The sequence below is a fragment of the Streptomyces griseobrunneus genome (assembly GCF_046713465.1).
Taxonomy (GTDB): Bacteria; Actinomycetota; Actinomycetes; order Streptomycetales; family Streptomycetaceae; genus Streptomyces; species Streptomyces microflavus.
Map to the genome: position 1 here is coordinate 4,284,656 of NZ_CP177080.1, position 19,482 is coordinate 4,304,137.

13 protein-coding genes and 1 tRNA gene are annotated in these 19,482 nt (G+C 69.2%); 6 read left to right on the plus strand and 8 right to left on the minus strand.

The window, feature by feature from the left end; all coding sequences use genetic code 11:
- Together ACK8N7_RS19555 and ACK8N7_RS19560 are read right to left on the minus strand one after the other, a co-directional pair.
- Entirely contained in the window at positions 1 to 4,818 is a 4,818-nt protein-coding gene (locus ACK8N7_RS19555; RefSeq protein ID WP_500443444.1) for an RHS repeat-associated core domain-containing protein, read from the minus strand.
- Positions 4,819 to 5,201: 383 nt separating this feature from the next.
- A tRNA-Gly gene (locus ACK8N7_RS19560) sits at positions 5,202 to 5,275 on the minus strand.
- A gap of 589 nt (positions 5,276 to 5,864) precedes the next feature.
- On the opposite strand from ACK8N7_RS19560, the gene dcd reads away from it, so the two are divergent.
- Positions 5,865 to 6,440, plus strand: coding sequence for a dCTP deaminase (dcd, locus tag ACK8N7_RS19565; protein ID WP_015609586.1), 576 nt, complete (start codon positions 5,865 to 5,867; stop codon positions 6,438 to 6,440).
- A 6-nt stretch (positions 6,441 to 6,446) separates the two neighbouring features.
- Entirely contained in the window at positions 6,447 to 6,947 is a 501-nt protein-coding gene (locus ACK8N7_RS19570; RefSeq protein ID WP_015609585.1) for a phosphoribosyltransferase, read from the plus strand.
- Between the two features lie 115 nt (positions 6,948 to 7,062).
- On the opposite strand, the gene ACK8N7_RS19575 is transcribed toward ACK8N7_RS19570, so the two are convergent.
- The 5 genes from ACK8N7_RS19575 to ACK8N7_RS19595 form a co-directional block, all read right to left on the minus strand.
- Positions 7,063 to 8,298 carry an IS30 family transposase gene (locus ACK8N7_RS19575; protein ID WP_500445639.1) on the minus strand — a complete coding sequence of 412 codons (1,236 nt, stop codon included), beginning with the start codon at positions 8,296 to 8,298 and terminating at the stop codon, positions 7,063 to 7,065.
- Positions 8,299 to 8,545: 247 nt separating this feature from the next.
- A complete protein-coding gene (locus ACK8N7_RS19580; RefSeq protein WP_500443446.1) occupies positions 8,546 to 9,517 on the minus strand; it encodes a Yip1 family protein in 972 nt (323 codons plus the stop codon).
- Between the two features lie 106 nt (positions 9,518 to 9,623).
- Positions 9,624 to 10,781 (minus strand): FG-GAP repeat domain-containing protein, encoded by a 1,158-nt coding sequence (locus ACK8N7_RS19585; protein WP_500443447.1) that lies wholly within the window; start codon positions 10,779 to 10,781, stop codon positions 9,624 to 9,626.
- A gap of 292 nt (positions 10,782 to 11,073) precedes the next feature.
- Positions 11,074 to 13,356 (minus strand): (Fe-S)-binding protein, encoded by a 2,283-nt coding sequence (locus tag ACK8N7_RS19590; protein ID WP_403214411.1) that lies wholly within the window; start codon positions 13,354 to 13,356, stop codon positions 11,074 to 11,076.
- 140 nt (positions 13,357 to 13,496) lie between these two features.
- The gene (locus ACK8N7_RS19595) at positions 13,497 to 14,069 is read right to left on the minus strand and encodes a sugar transferase (RefSeq protein ID WP_500443449.1); all 573 of its coding nucleotides are present in this window, start codon (positions 14,067 to 14,069) and stop codon (positions 13,497 to 13,499) included.
- A 556-nt stretch (positions 14,070 to 14,625) separates the two neighbouring features.
- Between ACK8N7_RS19595 and dnaK the strand changes: the two genes are divergently transcribed.
- The 4 genes from dnaK to ACK8N7_RS19615 all read left to right on the plus strand — a co-directional run bounded on the left by dnaK (position 14,626) and on the right by ACK8N7_RS19615 (position 18,876).
- On the plus strand, positions 14,626 to 16,479 hold the full coding sequence (dnaK, locus tag ACK8N7_RS19600) for a molecular chaperone DnaK (protein ID WP_500443451.1): 1,854 nt from the start codon (positions 14,626 to 14,628) through the stop codon (positions 16,477 to 16,479).
- A complete protein-coding gene (gene grpE, locus ACK8N7_RS19605) occupies positions 16,476 to 17,126 on the plus strand; it encodes a nucleotide exchange factor GrpE (RefSeq protein WP_403214417.1) in 651 nt (216 codons plus the stop codon). The genes dnaK and grpE overlap by 4 nt, the downstream gene beginning before the upstream one ends.
- A 96-nt stretch (positions 17,127 to 17,222) precedes the next feature.
- On the plus strand, positions 17,223 to 18,419 hold the full coding sequence (gene dnaJ / locus ACK8N7_RS19610; protein WP_015609578.1) for a molecular chaperone DnaJ: 1,197 nt from the start codon (positions 17,223 to 17,225) through the stop codon (positions 18,417 to 18,419).
- 1 nt (position 18,420) lies between these two features.
- Positions 18,421 to 18,876, plus strand: a complete 456-nt coding sequence (locus ACK8N7_RS19615) for a heat shock protein transcriptional repressor HspR (RefSeq protein WP_031125432.1) — start codon at positions 18,421 to 18,423, stop codon at positions 18,874 to 18,876.
- Between the two features lie 81 nt (positions 18,877 to 18,957).
- On the opposite strand, the gene ACK8N7_RS19620 is transcribed toward ACK8N7_RS19615, so the two are convergent.
- Complete coding sequence (locus ACK8N7_RS19620; protein ID WP_500443454.1) at positions 18,958 to 19,482, minus strand: hypothetical protein; 525 nt, start codon at positions 19,480 to 19,482, stop codon at positions 18,958 to 18,960.

Here is a 19,482-nt window from a genome sequence, read left to right on the forward strand (position 1 = left end):
TTACCTCAGGTGTGCCGGCAGGTTCGACAGGTCTGGTTGTATCTCGGGAATGCTCGGCTTGGGTACGGTGACTTCCTTGTATCCCCCCTCCTCGTTTCGGGTGTACCACTTTATCTCCTCCCACGGTCGCCCAGGACGTTCGTCATCTGGGTCTCCCCACGCGGCTGCCCCATCGTAATTACGTACTGCGTAGGCGACTTCGCTCATTTCCCATGCTGTGCCGTGGCCTTGGCCCGGGTAGTTGTCCTCGTGCAGGGTGTTGAACGGAGCTCCATTCTGTGCCGCGCTCTGGAAAGCGTCCACAATATCCTCGGGTGAGCTCCAGTTCCCGATCCTGCCACTGCTGTTGGGCATTCCGTCGAGCGTGATCGACAAAGTGGTACCGCGATCCCCGATGGCCCCCATCACGTTGGTCATCCAGACCGGCCCGCTTTCCTCGACTCCGGCATAGTCGTCCCCGTTGTAGGTGTGGGCTCCCGGATCGCCGTTGGCGCGGAGATGCGTGGCGAGGGAATTCGAGGCAAAATCGGGCTTCTTGTTGATGCCCAGCACCACGCTGTGCTTGTGTTCCCCGCTCCGGTGCGGGCACCCCGCAAGACCCAGCGGGTCGATCCACCGCGTGGGGTCGTCGACGTAGGTGACCGCGTTCGGGGCGGGGGTCAGACCGAGCGGGTCGGGGGAGAGGTAGCGGCCCGACTCGGGGTCGTAGTGGCGGTGGCGGTTGTAGTGGAGGCCCGACTCCGGGTCGAAGTACTGGCCGGGGAAGCGCAGGGGCGTGTACGCGTCGGCGTCGCGGTTCCATGACGTGGCTCCCCACAGGGCGGAACGGGTGCGCCACGCCACCTCGCCCTGTTCGTCGACCAGTTCACGAGGCGTGCCGACGAGGTCGGTGATGATCGCGAAGAAGCGGCTGTCGACTTCCGCCTGGTCCACGAGCCGGCGTTCCACCTGGGTCACCGGCTTCACACCGTCGTGGTCCCAGGTGAGGGCGACGGAATCCGGGGAGCCCGTCGTGGACGTGGTCTGTTCGCAGAGGGTGTCGCCGTCCCAGGTGAAGGTCACCACCTCGACCACCGTCGCCCCGTCCTCGGCCAGGCGCTGCTTGGCCGAGCGCCGTCCCAGGGCGTCGTAGAGGTAGCGCCAGCGCGTACCGTCCGGCGTGGTGACCGAGACGAGGCGGTCCTCCGCGTCCCAGCCGTAGTGCCAGGTCTCGGGCTTGCGGGAGAGACGGGTCTTCTGGCGCAGGATCACCCGGCCTTGGGCGTCGTGCTGGTACCGGACACGGCCCGCACGGGTGATGCGCGTTCCGGCGTACTCGCGCGGCCCGGAGGCGTCGCCCGCACCGGGCCAGGAGGCACTGGTCTGGTTCCCTGCCTCGTCGTACGCGTACCGCTCCGACCAGTTCTCCGCCGTGACACCGGTGACCCGGCCGTCACCGGAGACCTCCAGCCGCTTGCGGCCTCCGGTCAGCTCCTCGGCCGAAGCGAGATGGCCGTCGGGACGGTACGTATACGTGCGGCGCTGGAGAACCCGGTCACCGGTCGTCCGAACGAGCTGGTCGATCAGGCGCCCCGCCGGGTCGTACGCGAGGTCGACGGTCAGCGCGTCACCGATCCGGCGGCCGGTCTCGCGACCCGTCTCGTCGAAGTGGAAGCCCAGCCGGTGGCCGGAGGCGGTCAGCTCGGCGCGACCGGCCGGGAAGGACCAGGAGCTGACCGCACCGGACGGGGTGACCCGACGGGTGCGCCGCCCGATCTCGTCGTAGGTGTTGACCAGTTCGCGGCCATCGCACACCTCCCGCAGAACCCTGCCCGAGCTGTCCCGTACGTACGACAGCTCGCTGTCCGGGCCCGTCGCCGAGGCGAGGCGTCCGTGGATGTCGTAGGCAAAGCGCGTGACGCTCCCGTCGGCGTCCTTGGCGGTGACCCGGCCCGCGAGGTCGCGTTCGTAGCGGACCGTCTGGCCGAGTCCGTTCGTACGGGAGATGAGTTGGCCGCAGGAGTCGTGGGAGTAGCGGAGGGTGCGGCTGTCGTAGTCGGTCTCCGCGCTGGTACGGCCTGCCGCGTCGTAGGTGTAGTCCCAGGTCAGACCTTGGGGGTTGGTGACCCGGGTCAGGCGCAACTCGGTGTCGTGGGTGAACTCCTGGCGTGCGCCGCCCGGTGTGGTGCGGGCGGAGACCAGATCGAAGTGGGTGTACTCGAAGCGGGTCTCGCCGCCCGCCGCGTCGGTGTGCGCAAGGCAGTTGCCCTCGCCGTCGTACGTCCACGCCTGCTGCGAGCCGTCGGGATCCGTCCGGTGGGCGAGCTTGCCCTCGACCGTCCACTCCAGCTCGGTGGTGCGGCCTTGGGGGTCGGTGATGCGCACCGGGCGTCCGAACGCGTCCCGGATGTAGCGGGTGACCGTACCGAGCGGCCCGCGGACCGCCAGCGGAAGACCGGCCGCGTCACAGCGCAGCCGGTCCAGCGCGCCCAGGGAGTCGTCGACTCCGATGAGCTGGCCCTGCGGGCCATGGGTGAGTCGGGTGGTGGACCCGTCCGGCCGGGTGAAGAGCGTCGGGTTGCCCCGGCCGTCGTAATCCTGCCGTGAAGTCCCGCCGTCGGCCCCGGTGACGGCGGCGAGCTGGTTCAACTCGTTGTACTCGACCCGGGCGACGGTGCCGTCGGGGTGCTCGACCCGGACCGGGTTTCCACGATCGTCGTAGGTGTACGTCGTGGTACGACCGAGCGGGTCGGTCCGGGACAGCAGCCGGTCGTACCGGTCGAAGCTGCGGTGGGTGACGCCGCCCAGCGCATCGATCTCCGCGACGGCCTGGAGCCGGTCGTTGAACTGGTGGATCTTGGTCGCGCCGAGGGAGTCCGTGTACCGGCTGACGCGGTCGCCCGTCTCCGGATGGACGTCGTAGGCGAACGTGGACGACAGATAGCCGTCCGGGCCGACCGTGCGGACCACGCGGCCGGCATCGTCGTACACATAGCGGAACGTGGAGTCGTTACGGTCGGTCCACGAGGTGATCCGGTCGTCCGGGTCGTACGTGAAACGCAGCGGCAGACCGGACGAGTTGATGACGGCGTCGAGGTTGCCGAGAGGGTCGTAGCCGTAGCGCATGACCGTGACGGGACCGTCCGGCGTACGCAGGGACAGCTCCCGTACGCGGGAGTCCTCGACGGCCAGGGCGACCCGGTAGCCCCCGGAGTGGACGACGGCGGTCGGACTGCCGTCCCCGAGGCGGGCGAAGTCGATCCGATTGAGGTTGCGGTCCTCGATCTCCCTGAGCCAGTAGGCGGGGGACGCGTTGTACGGGCCGCCGCGGAAGGAACGCGTCAGACCGGAACGGGGATCGGTGACGAGGTAGGTGGTTTCGCCGTTGCTCTGGCCTCCGTGCCGCAGGGGGAGCCGTGGGCCTTCCACGGGGAGCACCCCGTCGTCGTCCTCGGCCAGGGGCAGCCGCGGATAGACGAGGAGCGAACCGTCCTCCCTGGACCACACCGCGCCCCCGCCGAGTGGGTCCAGCTCGATCCGCTCGTCCAGCGTGGAGGCCCAACTGCGGCCGAACCACTGGCCGTAGCGATAGCCGGAGAGGTGGGTCCGGCGAAGGACGAGAGGAAGGACTCCGGGCAGGGCCAGGTCGGTCTGCGGCAGGGTCATCTCCCCGGTGGCGACGTCCACCGGGTCGTTCTCGCAGGTCTTCTTCTCCAGCGAGATCGCGTTGCGGCGCGGCTCGTCCTTGGCGTTCTTCAGCGCGTCGGCCTTGGTGCGGGCGGAGTCCCGGGGCGCATCGGGGCGCGGGCCGTCTTCCTTGTCGCCCTTCCGCACCTTTACGCCCTTGGACATCATCTCCTTGATGTCCAGTTCGATCTTCTTCTGGGTCTCGGATATCTCCTTGACCGCTTTCGGCAGTGTCTTGCCGAAGTGGTCGCCCATGGCCTTGTTGGCCTTGCCGAGCGCCTTCATGGCCTTGTCGATCACGGGGTCCAGGGCGCCGGCGATGTCGTCCTTGCCTCGACTTCGTCCATGATGCGTCCTGGCCTTGGACAGTTTTCCCGCCGTCTTGCCGTGAACGTCGACGCTGACCAGGTTCAGCTTGGTGCCCGCGCGGGTGTGCTCCGCGTGCTCGATGTGCACTCCCTTGCCGGGCGCGGGGCCGGGACCGTCGGCGGAGGCGAGTTGAAGGGAGTCCTTGGCCCCCGCCACTCCTTCGTTGAAGCCCTCCTTGCCCGACTGGCCGACCTGGTTCATGTCGACGCCGTCCTGGAGGCCGAGCGCGTTGGCACCGACCTGTACGGCGAGATCCGCGGCCATGTTCTCCAGCGCGGCGACGGCCGGCTCGGTCAGAGCGGAGACGATGTAACCGACGACCTCCTCCATGCACTCCTTGATGATCCGGCGGATGGCCTGCTGAGCGACCGCGATGGCCGCCCCGCCGATGAGCATGGACAGCCCGCCGGTCACCGGTATCAACGCCATGGAGATGCCCGCCTTGCCGGCGAGCACGCCCAGGTGGACGAGTGCCGCGTACTTCATGGCCTCGATTGCCGTGGCCGCGTTGTCCAGCGCGCCGGCGATCGTTCGCGCGCCACTGGCCAGGTCCTTCACGTGCTTGTTCTTGACCTTGCCCCAGTGACCGTTGAGCGCGTCGAGGGCTTCACCGCTGCCGGAGGACAGCAGACGTTGAACGTGCTGGTTGGCAAGGTGACCGTCGTCCTCGACATCTTCGGCGAACTCCCGGAGAGCGTCGGCCATGTCCCGGTACGCGTCTTCGTCGACGTTCGGCCAGTTGATCCCGATGACGTCAAGCATGGTGTCGGCCCAATCGGGCACGGTTACAGCCACAGTGTGAAGTCCCCCCGTGCAAAGCTGCGTTCACTGAATGCAGATGCGAACAGGATCTCATTCCTGCACCGCGTTACCAAGATCGTTCACGGTCGGCTGGCATGGACGAATTGGTAGCTGCGAGGTGAGGCCGCGGACGCCTGGCGCCCAGTTCTCGCTGCGAGACGACGAGGCGCGCGGTGGCAAGGAGGTGGAAGGGGCCCGTACTCTCCGCATGGCGGTTGCGGGGAGGCCCGGTGGAAGGCGGCTGCCAGAGCATCGCGGTCCTGGCCTGTCCGGGTCGCGCGCCACACGGTGCGGACCTGGTGCGCGACACCTAGACAGGTCCAGACAACAAACAAGGCCCGGGTCGATGACCTGGGCCTCAGTCGTGGAGCGGGTGACGAGAATCGAACTCGCGCTCTGAGCTTGGGAAGCTCATGTTCTACCATTAAACTACACCCGCGAAGCGCGCCGATGATCGGCGCTGCATCGTCACACACTGTACCCCATGTCAGGCCCCCGGCGGATGAGCCGTGGGGCCTGTTCGGTGTGTGTTCCGTGCGGTGGGCCGGGTGGACGCGGTTGTGGTGGGCGGGAGTTGGGGGCGTAGCGTGACTGGTCGGAGTGCCGCTTGCGGTGACGTCCTGTTCATCCCCTAATGTGGCGGTCTCGTCCATATGCTGTTGGGGAAGGGACTTGATGGAGTCGATGGAGCGCACCGTCGTCCGCTGTGCCGAAGGGCACGTTTTCGCTACCTCGTCGTTCCCGATGCAGCAGCTCGGGGCCGACCGGATCGGGCCGGGGCGGTTGATCCGGTGCCCCCGGTGTGCACGGTTGCGGCAGGCCGTTCCTGTGGGGTTCGAGAAGCGGTAGATGGGGGCCGTAGGGGCGGGGGGCAGGGGACAGGGGGCGTGCGTGGTGGCCGTGGCCGTTGCCTCGCCCCTGCCCTGCCCTCTGCCTCTGCTTTCCCGCGCTCCCTCGCTGGCCCGGTTTGCCCGGCCCCCGGGTGGTCCGGTTGGGGCGGGCTCGTGCCTTCTGCGTATCCTCGGGACGTGCTTCTCTCAGACAAGGACATCCGGGCCGAGATCGACGCCGGCCGAGTCCGCATTGATCCCTTCGACCCGTCGATGGTGCAGCCGTCGAGCATCGACGTGCGGCTGGACCGCTTCTTCCGGGTGTTCGAGAACCACCGGTACCCGCACATCGACCCCGCCGTCGAGCAGCCCGACCTGACGCGCACGGTCGAGCCGGAGGGGGACGAGGCGTTCATCCTGCACCCCGGGGAGTTCGTGCTGGCGTCCACGTACGAGGTGATCTCGCTCCCCGACGACCTGGCCTCGCGGCTGGAGGGGAAGAGTTCGCTCGGGCGGCTCGGGCTGGTGACGCACTCGACGGCCGGGTTCATCGACCCGGGGTTCTCCGGGCACGTGACCCTGGAGCTGTCGAACCTCGCGACCCTGCCCATAAAGCTCTGGCCGGGCATGAAGATCGGGCAGCTGTGCCTGTTCAGGCTGACCTCGCCCTCCGAGTTCCCGTACGGCTCCGAGCGGTACGAGTCGCGGTACCAGGGGCAGCGGGGTCCGACGGCCTCGCGGTCGTTCCAGAATTTCCATCGGACCCAGGTGTGATCGAACATGGCTAGTGACGTGCGGGAAAACCTCACCTACGAGGGCTTCGGGCGGGCGGTGCGCGAGCTGGCGCAGGCCGTCGCCGACGACGGGTACGAGCCCGATGTCGTGCTCAGCATCGCGCGTGGTGGGGTCTTCGTCGCGGGCGGGCTCGCCTACGCCCTCGACTGCAAGAACATCCACCTCGTGAATGTGGAGTTCTATACCGGGGTCGGGACCACCCTGGAGATGCCCGTCATGCTGGCGCCCGTGCCCAACGCGATCGACTTCTCCGACAAGAAGGTTCTGATCGCCGACGATGTCGCCGACACCGGCAAGACGCTCAAGCTCGTCCACGACTTCTGCGTCGACCACGTCGCCGAGGTCCGCAGCGCCGTCATCTACGAGAAGTCCCACTCCCTCGTGAAGTGCGAGTACGTGTGGAAGAAGACCGATCAGTGGATCAACTTCCCCTGGAGCGTCGAGAAGCCCGTCGTGCGGCGGGCCGGGCAGGTTCTGGACGCGTAGCCCCGTACCGTACGGACGCCGTACGGACGTAGGCTGCCGCGCGTAGTACGTGAGAAGGCCCCCGGGTGCGCAGAACGCGCTTGGGTTCCAGGGGTCATCGCAACACCACTTGGTTTTAGGTGGTGAGTAGATCACGTAGACGCTCGGCTGGGGTATCCCAGTCGAGCGTCTTGCGTGGGCGGCCGTTGAGTTCCTGGGCGACGTGTTCGAGGTCTTCGGGGCTGTGGAGGCTGAGGTCGGTGGCTTTGGGGAAGTACTGGCGGAGCAGGCCGTTGGTGTTCTCGTTGGAGCCGCGTTGCCAGGGTGAGGCGGGGTTGCAGAAGTAGACGGGCATGCCGGTGGCCAGGGTGAACTGCTGGTGGCGTGCCATCTCGCTTCCCTGGTCCCAGGTGAGCGATCCCCGCAGATGTGCGGGCAGGGTCTGGATGGTGCGGACGAGGCCGTCACGGACGGTTTCGGCGTCGTGGGCTCCGCCGGGCAGGTGGACCAGCATGGTGTAGCGGGTGCTCCGCTCGACCAGGGTGGCGATCGCGGAGCGGCTGCTGGCTCCGATGATCAGGTCGCCTTCCCAGTGCCCGGGAACGGCCCGGTCCTCGATAGCGGCGGGACGATCGCTGATCATGACCATTGGGTCGGTGAACCGTGGCGTGCGCCGCTCGGGGTCCCGGCGTGCTTTGCGGCGGGTGCGACCGGAGCGGATTGCTGCCTGCACTTCCCGCTTCAGGCCGCCACGGGCCTGGAAATACAGTGCCTGGTAGATCGTTTCCACGCTCACCCGCATGCTCTGGTCGTCGGGATGCTCCTTGCGCAGAGCGTGGCAGATCTGCTCCGGCGACCATCGTGTCCGCAAGCCGTCCTGGACGAAGCGGCGCAGCCGGCTCTCGCGTAGCAGCTTGCGGTCCTTGGGCCGGGGCCGGCGTGCTGCGGCTGCGCGGTGGGCCGCATAGGGCTGATAGCCCTCGACGCCCGAGTTCGCATCGATCTCCCGCTTGATCGTGCTGGCGGGCCGGCCCAGGGCGCGTCCGATCGCCCGCAGCGAGTGGCCCACCGCGAGCAGATCCCGGATCCGCTCGCGCTCGGAAAGAGCCAGGAACCTGGGGTGCAGCTGCTTGTCCAGGGTCGCCAGACCCATCGATGCTGTGGTCACACCGAACATCGTGGCGGTCCCCGCCGCGTAATCGACACGGCGGCCGTCGGCGTAGGTCCGCGTGGTGCGAGTTTTCTTGACGCCCTGGTCCCAGTCCCTGGCTGTGCGCCTGTTCACCCCGATGCGCCGGGCCGCCTCGGACTGCGAGGCGCCCGTGGCCCGCAATTGCTCGTACTCCTCCCGCCGCGGATGCCGCCGCGGCAGACGTACCGACCCGCGACCGGATCTCCGAGCCCAACCGAACGCCGTGTTCCGGTTCACACCCAGCTCACGCGCCACCACCGTCACGTTCCCCACGGCATCCAGCCGTGCAAGGAAACGCTCCTTCAACCCCGCAAGATCAACCCGCTCAACGGCCACGGTCCTCGCAACTCCCACAGATCGTGGGTGTTGCGAGGACCGTTAGAACCCAAGGCGCGCCCGGGGGCCTTCTCGTGTGCTGTGCCCAGCCTCAGATCGTGCCCAGCTTGATGATCGACAGCAGCGCGATCAGCTGGATCCCCGACGCTCCCAGCGCCTTCGGCCACGGCAGGTCGTGCGACTTGCTCACCATCGACGTGAACAGCGCGCCGGCCGCCAGCCAGGTCAGCCAGCCCAGGATCTGGACCAGGGAGTTCTCGCCGCCCAGGAAGACGGCGAAGATCAGCCGCGGGGCGTCGGTGATCGACATGATCAGCATCGACAGGCCCACCGTCGGCTGCCACGAGCCCGTGCCGCCGAGCTGGCGGGCCAGGGTGTGGGTCACCGCGCCGAGGACCAGGCCGCCGATGACGAAGCCGACGCCGGTGAAGAGGACGTACGGGACGGCCGTCGCGACGGGTGCGTCGATCGCCTCGTCGCGCGCCTGGTCGAAGCCGAACAGTGCGAGCAGGCCGTAGAGGAACGTGACGATCAGCGCCGGGCCCCAGACGGGGTAGTCCCGCATCTGCCAGAACGTCGGGCCGGGGCGGGTCACGATGCCGGTCAGCAGCTCCTTCCAGCCCAGGCGCGGGCCGGCGGGCTGGGCGGGGGCGGAACCGGCGCGGTAGGTGTCGCCGTCGCCGTACGGGTCGTCGTTGATGCTGAACGCCTGTGTGTGACCCGGGTTGTTGGCGTACGGGTCGTGGGGCGCGGGGTCTGCGTAGGGGTCGCCGAAGTACTCCGGCTCGCCGTGCCCGCCGCGGGTCCCGTGCGGGCCCTGTCCGTGTCCGCCGTGTCTGCCGTCGTGCCCGTTGCCCGCGTAGCCGCCGCCGGTGTACGGGGCGCCCTGGGGAGCTCCGTACGGCGGCGGCGCCGCGCCGTTGCCGTCGGCTCCTGCCGTCGGCCACGACGGAGCACCGTACGGCGGCTGTGGTGCTTGCCCTCCGTACGGCTGCTGCCGCTGCTGCTGCGGTTGTTGCGGGGTGCGGTTGTCCCGGCCGCGTCCGATCCTGAATCCAGCCACCCATCGAACGTACCTGGTCCTCGCAGGTGTGGTGCGGGGGGCGGGGGGACCCGGCCACCATTGCGGCCGAGCTGTGACATCCCCTAGGGGGCGCCGGTAGGGGAGTTCAGGGGAGGAACACCGTTGTGGAGAAGGTCAGTACCGGGTCGTCCGTGGTGCCCGCCGCGTACAGGGCGACCAGGTCCTGGCGTTCGCCGCGGTACGTCCGCACCACCGTCTCCGCCTTCTTGCCGCCGCCATCGCTGGCGCCGTCTTCATCGCTGTCGCCGCCGAAGTCGCCGTGGGCGAGGAGCGTGGTGCGGGTGGCGCCCTTCGCGCGCAGGGGGGCCTCGGGGAGCTCCTCCGGCGCGAAGGTGTACGTGCCGCCGGGGCGCGCCGGGCCGTCCGCGGAGCCGAGCAGCAGCGTGCCCTTGGCCGCCTTCCCGGGCGTGCGCGGGCGTGCGGTGGCGACGAGGTCGTCGTAGCCGTCGCCGTCGGTGTCGGCCTTGGGCTCGGGGGCGTACAGGTACGGGCCGCCGTCCGGGAGCAGTTCCGCGCCCCTCGGGGCTCCGGCGCGGGTGAAGGGGCCGCGCAGGAAGGAGATACGGCCGTCGCTCGCGGTGACCGCGAGGTCGGTGTTGCCGTCGCCGTCGAAGTCGCCGCAGACCGGGTGCTCGGGCCACTCCTTGCCGTACCGGGCCTGCGCCGGGATCCGCACGGTGACCGCCTTGCCGGTGAGGCCCTCGGGAGAGCCGAAGAGGATCTGGAGGGGGACGGGCGGGGCGCCGACGCCGTTGTACGGGGGGTCGGTGGAGACGACCAGGTCCGTGAAGCCGTCCCGGTCCAGGTCGCAGGCGGCCTCGGCGTCGAACGCGGCGGGGAGGGTGTCCCCGGACTTCGCCGCGTTCGCGCGGGCGTTCAGCAGCTGGCGTACGGCCGGGTCCAGGGGGCTGTCCTCGGTGCCGTACACGATGCCTATGCCCGCGTCGTCGCCGTGCAGGTCCTCGGGGGCCTTCACCAGGTCGTTGATGACGAGGTCCCGGTGGCCGTCGCCGTTGAAGTCGTACGGGACCCGGCTGCCCTCGCCGCGGGGGACGGGGTCGAGCGGGGCCGGTGCGCGGTCGCCGTTCTTGGCGTCGGCGGTGGTGGCGGAGGCGGACGGTCCGGCGGCCGAGGAGCTGTCGCAGCCCGTGAGCACGAGCAGCAGACCGGCGCAGCCTGCGGCGAGGGCGGCTGCGGCCGTGGTGGTGGTCGTTGCCTGCGGGTGCGTGATGCGTGTGCGCACGGGCCCTCGTTCGTTGTTCGGCGTATGGCGGCTGCTGCCGTCGGCGGGGTGCGTTTCCCGGTCCGGCGGTCGTTCTCCAGGGGCACATGATGCTCCAGATGCGTCCGCGCGTACATGTCGGAGCTCACATGCGGCGGCCGGTCCGATGCCCCGCCCGGTCCGATGCCCCACCCGGGCCCGCCCCGTCCCGCCCTGTTCCGCCCCGTCCAGCCCTCTCCCGTCCCGGGCACGGAAAAGCGGCCGGTCCTGCCCCCGAGGCAGGTCCGGCCGCTCATCGCGTTGATGCGTTACGTCACTTTGCCGGTTCCGGCTCCGGTGCGTCCACCTGCTCCGGCTCACCCGCCGGATCCGCGGGCGTCTTCACCGACTCCAGGAGGAGCTGGGAGACGTCCACGACCTGGATGGACTCCTTGGCCTGGCCGTCGTTCTTCTTGCCGTTGACCGAGTCGGTCAGCATGACGAGGCAGAACGGGCAGGCGGTGGAGACGATGTCCGGGTTGAGGGCGAGGGCTTCGTCGACGCGCTCGTTGTTGACGCGCTTGCCGATCCGCTCCTCCATCCACATCCGGGCGCCGCCGGCGCCGCAGCAGAAGCCGCGTTCCTTGTGGCGGTGCATCTCCTCGTTCCGCAGGCCCGGGACCTTCGCGATGATCTCGCGGGGCGGGGTGTAGATCTTGTTGTGACGGCCCAGGTAGCAGGGGTCGTGGTAGGTGATCAGGCCCTCGACCGGGGTCACCGGGATCAGCTTGCCCTCGTCGATGAGGTGCTGGAGCAGCTGGGTGTGGTGGATGACCTCGTACTCGCCGCCGAGCTGCGGGTACTCGTTGGCGATGGTGTTGAAGCAGTGCGGGCAGGTCGCGACGATCTTCTTCGACGACTTGGGCTTCTTCGTCTCCGGCGCACCTTCCTCACCTTCGGCGGAGTCTTCGCCAAACGCCATGTTCAGCATGGCCACGTTCTCCTGGCCGAGCTGCTGGAACAGCGGCTCGTTGCCCAGGCGGCGGGCGGAGTCACCGGTGCACTTCTCGTCGCCGCCCATGATCGCGAACTTGACGCCCGCGATGTGGAGCAGCTCGGCGAAGGCCTTGGTGGTCTTCTTGGCCCGGTCCTCCAGGGCGCCGGCGCAGCCGACCCAGTACAGGTAGTCGACCTCGGTGAGGTCCTCGACGTCCTTGCCGACGATCGGGACCTCGAAGTCGACCTCCTTGGTCCACTCGACGCGCGCCTTCTTGGCCAGCCCCCAGGGGTTGCCCTTCTTCTCCAGGTTCTTGAGCATCGTGCCCGCCTCGGACGGGAACGCGGACTCGATCATCACCTGGTAGCGGCGCATGTCGACGATGTGGTCGATGTGCTCGATGTCGACCGGGCACTGCTCGACGCAGGCGCCGCAGGTGGTGCAGGACCACAGGACGTCCGGGTCGATGACGCCGTTCTCCTCGGCGGTCCCGATCAGCGGGCGCTCGGCCTCGGCGAGGGCGGCCGCGGGGACGTCCTTGAGCTGCTCGGCGGTGGCCTTCTCGTTGCCCTCCATGTCCTTGCCGCCGCCGGCCAGGAGGTAGGGGGCCTTGGCGTGCGCGTGGTCGCGCAGCGACATGATCAGGAGCTTCGGGGAGAGCGGCTTGCCGGTGTTCCAGGCGGGGCACTGCGACTGGCAGCGGCCGCACTCGGTGCAGGTGGAGAAGTCGAGGATGCCCTTCCAGGAGAACTGCTCGACCTGGGAGACACCGAAGGTGTCGTCGTCGCCCGGGTCCTCGAAGTCGATCTCCTTGCCGCCCGACGTCATCGGCAGCAGCGCGCCGAGCGCGACGTCGCCGTCGGCGTTCCGCTTGAACCAGATGTTCGGGAAGCCGAGGAAACGGTGCCAGGCGACACCCATGTTCGTGTTCAGCCCGACCGTGATCGCCCAGATCATCGTCGTACCGAGCTTGATCATCGCGGCCAGGTAGACCAGGTTCTGCAGCGTCTCGACGCTCAGCCCCTCGAAGGCCAGGACCAGGGGGTACGAGGCGAAGTACGCGGGCCCGTAGCTGTCCACGTGGTGCAGCGCGCCCTCGAGACCGCGGAGCACCATGATCGCGGCGCCGATGATCAGGATGATCGCCTCGACGAAGTACGCCTGGCCCATCTTCGAGCCAGTGAAGCGCGACTTGCGGCCGGCCCGCGAGGGCAGGTTCAGCTGGCGGATCGCGATCAGGACGAGGATGCCGAGGGTCGTACCGAGTGCGATGAACTCGATGTAGACCTCGTACGGCAGGAAGGTCCCGATGTACGGGAGCACCCAGTCGGCCTTGAACAGCTGGCCGTACGCCGTGACGATCGTCAGGCCCAGCGTCAGGAAGCCGACCGCGACGAACCAGTGGGCGACGCCCACGATTCCCCAGCGGTTCATGCGGGTATGGCCGACGAACTCCTTGATCAAGGTGATCGTCCGCTGCTTGGGGTCGTCGGTGCGGCTGCCGGCCGGTACCGCCTGTCCGAGACGGACGAAGCGGTAGATCTGCGCGACGGCTCGGGCGACGAGCGCAACGCCGACCACCGTCAGCACCAGCGACACGATGATCGCGGCGAGTTGCATGAGTAGGGCTCCTCGGGCCTGCGAGAGCGGGATCCAGTTACGACTGCCCACTACTACTAAGCAGTAACTTAATTAGTCTGTGCTGACACTATCCACTTAGTCCACCCGGCTGTAGCCGGGCAGGCGGTGATCTGTGTCGCTCAGGTGTGCCTTGGTTGTGCCTTGGTGAGGCGCGCCTTGCCGAGCGCCGTCCGCAGTGAGTTGCGTACGGCTTCCGTCAGAATCGCCAGGTCGAGCACGACTCCATGGTGCTCTGCGTAGTGCTGGTCCAGCAGGGCGGGGTCGTCCCACGGCATGGCGGAGCGGGCGCGGACCTGCGCCAGTCCGGTCAGTCCCGGCCGCAGCTCCTGCCGCCACTGCCGCGCCCCCGGCCATGCGGCACGCGGGTCGCCCGGGGCCAGCGGGGCCGGTCCTACGAGGGAGAGGTCGCCCCGGACCACCTGGGGGAGCCGGGAGAGCAGGTCGAGCCGGAGCCGGTGGGTGCGCAGGGAGCGCAGCGTGAAGACCCGGCCGCCCAGACCCGTACGGGGACTGCGCTCCCATACGTTGCCGGGGCCCCGCCGGACCGCGAGGGCGAGGGCCCCGAGGGCGACGGCAGGGGCGGTCGCGACCAGGAGAGCGGTGCCGAGGGCCAGGTCCAGCACCCGTTCGGCCGATGCGCGGGGGGCGAGGCGGTCCGCGAGGTGTCCGGCCCGGTCGGTGAGGCCCGCCATGCGTGCGGCGGGGCGGGAGGGGAAGTGGCTTCTGGCGGTGCCGGTGGGGGGCTGCGGGGGGCGCGTCTGCTGACCGGGCGGGGGTGAGGGTGAGGGTGGAGGCGGCTGAGCCGGGGGCGCTGTTCCGGCCCAGGGCTGCACCTGCTGCACCTGGGCCTGCTGGGGCTGCCGTGCTTGCGTCTGGGTCCTCTGTCTCTGCTGCTTCTTCCTCTGGTTCTTCTGCCGCACGCGCCGCTGTCTCGCGTTCCGCATCGCGCCCGCCCGGGGGTTCGGAGTCCGATGGAGTGGTGTGGTGTGCCTGTACCAGCCGATCGATGATGCTTCTGACCGTCTCGCGGCATTTTGTGACAGAACGATCCCACGGTGGGATGGTGGGTTGGGCGGTGCGCGAGGGGTGTGGCGTGCGCGGGTGTGCCCTGGGGGCGGGGGAGAAGTGCGATGGCGGCGGGCATGTGCACTTAAGTTGAGTCGACCCGACTCAGGTCTGTTGACTCTGGAGGCGGTGTCGTGCATCCTTGAGTCAGATCCACTCAAGTAGTCAGTTGGAGGAATTGAAATGGCACGTGCGGTCGGCATCGACCTGGGCACGACTAACTCCGTCGTCAGCGTTCTCGAAGGCGGCGAGCCCACCGTCATCACCAACGCCGAAGGCGCCAGGACCACGCCGTCCGTCGTCGCCTTCGCCAAGAACGGCGAGGTGCTCGTCGGCGAGGTGGCCAAGCGCCAGGCGGTCACCAACGTCGACAGGACGATCCGCTCCGTCAAGCGCCACATGGGCACTGACTGGAAGATCGAGATCGACGGCAAGGGCTTCAACCCGCAGCAGATGAGCGCCTTCATCCTGCAGAAGCTGAAGCGCGACGCCGAGTCCTACCTGGGCGAGAAGGTGGCCGACGCGGTCATCACCGTCCCGGCGTACTTCAACGACTCCGAGCGTCAGGCGACCAAGGAGGCCGGTGAGATCGCGGGCCTCAACGTCCTGCGTATCGTCAACGAGCCGACCGCCGCCGCCCTGGCGTACGGCCTGGACAAGGACGACCAGACGATCCTCGTCTTCGACCTCGGTGGCGGCACCTTCGACGTGTCGCTCCTGGAGATCGGTGACGGCGTCGTCGAGGTGAAGGCCACCAACGGTGACAACCACCTCGGTGGTGACGACTGGGACCAGCGCGTCGTCGACTACCTGGTGAAGCAGTTCGCCAACGGGCACGGCGTGGACCTGTCCAAGGACAAGATGGCTCTCCAGCGTCTCCGCGAGGCCGCGGAGAAGGCGAAGATCGAGCTCTCGTCCTCGACCGAGACCACGATCAACCTGCCCTACATCACGGCGTCCGCCGAGGGCCCGCTGCACCTGGACGAGAAGCTCACGCGCTCGCAGTTCCAGCAGCTGACCGCGGACCTCCTGGACCGCTGCAAGACCCCGTTCCACAACGTCATCAAGGACGCGGGCATCCAGCTCTCCGAGATCGACCACGTCGTTCTCGTCGGTGGCTCCACCCGTATGCCGGCCGTCGCCGAGCTCGTCAAGGAGCTGACCGGTGGCCAGGACGCCAACAAGGGTGTGAACCCGGACGAGGTCGTCGCCATCGGCGCCTCGCTCCAGGCCGGTGTCCTCAAGGGCGAGGTCAAGGACGTCCTGCTCCTCGACGTCACCCCGCTGTCCCTCGGTATCGAGACCAAGGGAGGGATCATGACGAAGCTCATCGAGCGCAACACCACGATCCCGACCAAGCGCTCCGAGATCTTCACGACGGCCGAGGACAACCAGCCGTCCGTGCAGATCCAGGTCTACCAGGGCGAGCGCGAGATCGCGGCGTACAACAAGAAGCTCGGGATGTTCGAGCTGACCGGTCTGCCGCCGGCCCCGCGCGGTGTGCCGCAGATCGAGGTCGCCTTCGACATCGACGCCAACGGCATCATGCACGTCGCTGCCAAGGACCTCGGCACCGGCAAGGAGCAGAAGATGACCGTCACCGGTGGCTCCTCGCTGCCGAAGGACGAGGTCAACCGGATGCGCGAAGAGGCCGAGAAGTACGCGGAGGAGGACCACGCCCGCCGCGAGGCCGCCGAGTCGCGCAACCAGGGCGAGCAGCTCGTCTACCAGACGGAGAAGTTCCTCAAGGACAACGAGGACAAGGTCCCCGGTGACGTGAAGACGGAGGTGGAGACCGCTGTCGGCGAGCTGAAGGAGAAGCTCAAGGGCGAGGACACCGCCGAGATCCGTACGGCCACCGAGAAGGTCGCGGCCGTCTCCCAGAAGCTGGGCCAGGCGATGTACGCCAACGCCCAGGCCGACGGTGCGACGCCGGGTGCCGAGGCTCCGGGCGGCGCCCAGGGCAAGGCCGATGACGATGTCGTCGACGCCGAGATCGTGGACGACGAGAAGGACACCAAGGGCGGTGCGGCGTGACCGAGGAGACCCCGGGCTTCGAGGAGAAGCCCGACGTCCCCTCCGGCGCCACCCCTGATGACGCCGAGCCGAAGGCTGCCGCACCCTCCGAGGAGGAGGCGGCGGCCCCGGCCGGGGACACCGACCCGACCGTCGGTCTGACCGCACAGCTGGACCAGGCCCGTATGGCGCTCAGCGAGCGCACCGCGGACCTCCAGCGGCTCCAGGCCGAGTACCAGAACTACCGCCGCCGCGTTGAGCGGGACCGGGTCACGGTCAAGGAGGTCGCCGTCGCGAACCTCCTGTCCGAGCTCCTGCCCGTGCTCGACGACGTCGGCCGCGCGCGGGAGCACGGCGAGCTGCTCGGCGGCTTCAAGTCTGTCGCCGAATCGCTGGAGACGGTTGTCGCGAAGCTGGGCCTCCAGCAGTTCGGCAAGGAGGGCGAGCCCTTCGACCCGACGATCCACGAGGCCCTGATGCACAGCTACGCGCCGGACGTCACCGAGACGACCTGCGTGGCGATCCTCCAGCCGGGGTATCGCATCGGCGAGCGCACCATCCGCCCCGCGCGGGTGGCCGTCGCCGAGCCGCAGCCGGGCGCCACGCCCGCGGCGGCCAAGGAAGAGAAGACAGACGACGAGGAGAGCGGTGGCACCGAGGAGGTCTGACGACACCACGTCTGACCACCAGGGTGCACACCGACCGGCCGGGCGGCCGGCCCACGGGCCGGCCGCCGTGCCGATCGTCCGGAAGGAGGGACGTCGATGAGCACGAAGGACTTCGTCGAGAAGGACTACTACAAGGTCCTCGGCGTCCCCAAGGACGCCACCGACGCCGAGATCAAGAAGGCGTACCGCAAGCTCGCCCGCGAGTTCCACCCGGACGCCAACAAGGGTGACGCCAAGGCGGAGGAGCGCTTCAAGGAGATCTCCGAGGCGAACGACGTCCTCGGCGACACCAAGCGGCGCAAGGAGTACGACGAGGCGCGCGCCCTCTTCGGCAACGGTGGCTTCCGCGCCGGCCCCGGTGGTGCGGGCGGCAACTTCAACTTCGACCTGGGCGACCTCTTCGGCGGGGGCGCACCGGGCGGCGGCCAGGCAGGCGGTGCGGGCGGCGGCTTCGGCGGCGGCGGGGGCGGTCTCGGCGACGTATTCGGCGGGCTGTTCAACCGCGGCGGCGCGGGCACCCGCGTCCAGCCGAGGCGTGGCCAGGACATCGAGTCCGAGGTGACGCTCAGCTTCACCGAGGCGGTCGACGGGGCCACGGTCCCGCTGCGGATGTCCAGCCAGGCGCCCTGCAAGGCGTGTTCCGGCACCGGCGACAAGAACGGCACCCCCAGGGTCTGCCCGACCTGCGTCGGCACCGGCCAGGTCTCGCGCGGTACGGGCGGCGGCTTCTCGCTCACCGACCCCTGTGTGGACTGCAAGGGCCGGGGCCTCATCGCCCAGGACCCCTGCGAGGTCTGCCACGGCAGCGGCCGGGCGAAGTCGGCCCGCACCATGCAGGTCAGGATCCCGGCGGGCGTCTCCGACGGCCAGCGGATCCGGCTGCGCGGCAAGGGCGGCCCGGGCGAGCGCGGCGGTCCGGCGGGCGATCTCTACGTCGTCGTCCACGTCGGCGCCCACCCGGTCTTCGGCCGCAAGGGCGACAACCTCACGGTCACCGTGCCCGTCACCTTCCCGGAGGCGACGCTCGGCGGCGAGGTCAAGGTCCCCACGCTCGGCGGACCGCCGGTCACCCTGAAACTGCCCGCAGGCACCCCCAACGGGCGTACGATGCGCGCCCGGGGCAAGGGCGCGGTCCGCAAGGACGGCACCCGCGGCGACCTGCTGGTCACCGTGGAGGTGGCGGTTCCCACGGACCTCGGCCAGGAGGCCAGGGACGCGCTGGAGACCTACCGCAAGGCGACCGCGGACGAGGACCCGCGGGCGGAACTGTTCCAGGCCGCGAAGGGAGCTTGAGATGGACGGCCGTCGACGCAATCCGTACCAGCTGACCGATGAATCACCGGTGTACGTGATCTCGATCGCGGCCCAGCTCTCGGGTCTCCACCCGCAGACGCTGCGCCAGTACGACCGTCTCGGCCTGGTCTCCCCGGACCGTACGGCCGGCCGCGGCCGCCGCTACTCGGCCCGCGACATCGAGCTGCTGCGCACCGTGCAGCAGCTGTCGCAGGACGAGGGCATCAACCTGGCGGGCATCAAGCGCATCATCGAGCTTGAGAACCAGGTGGCCGCGCTCCAGCAGCGCGTCGCCGAGCTCTCGGCGGCGGTGGACGGCGCGGCGGTGGCCATGCAGCAGCGCGAGGCCCAGGTGCACGCCTCGTACCGGCGCGATCTGGTGCCGTACCAGGATGTGCAGCAGACCAGCGCGCTGGTGGTCTGGCGGCCGAAGCCGAAGAGGCCGCCGACGGAGTAGCCGGATTCTGCGGATGCGCGGGGCCGGGAGAGCGTTCATCCGCTCTCCCGGCCCCGTTGCGTTTGTCCGCGCCCCGGGTTCCTACGGCAGGGCGGTGCTGATCGCGTCGGCCATCATCATCCACATCGGCTGGCCACCGGTGCCGAAGGCCGCGGCCAGCGTGTAGCCGACCGCCGCGTCGAGGGGCCCGACGGCGGCCCCCTCCCGCCACTCGGCGATCACCTTCCGGTCGCCGTCGGACGAGAAGTCCCCGATGTGCTTCCCGTCGCGGATCAGCCGGCTGCCCGGGATCGAGTCGGGCACGAGCCGGTAGGAGACTCCCGCGCAACGGACGTCGACCCGGTACGAACGCCGGCGGAGCCTGCCCTTGCCGGGCACGATCGTCGCCTCGTCGCCGTCCACGGTGAGCGTGAGGTGGCGGGGGTCACGGGTGCCGATGGCGATGTGGTCGTCGACCTCGGCGCCGGGTGCGCGGGTGAGGGTGGTGCGGGGGATCCGTTCCCCGCTCACGGTGAGCATCTCGCCCCGCTCCCCGCTGAGTTCGACGGCTATGTCCCCGTAGTGGTCGTCCTCGGTGGTGGCGGGCATGGGTCCGGTCTCGGTCAT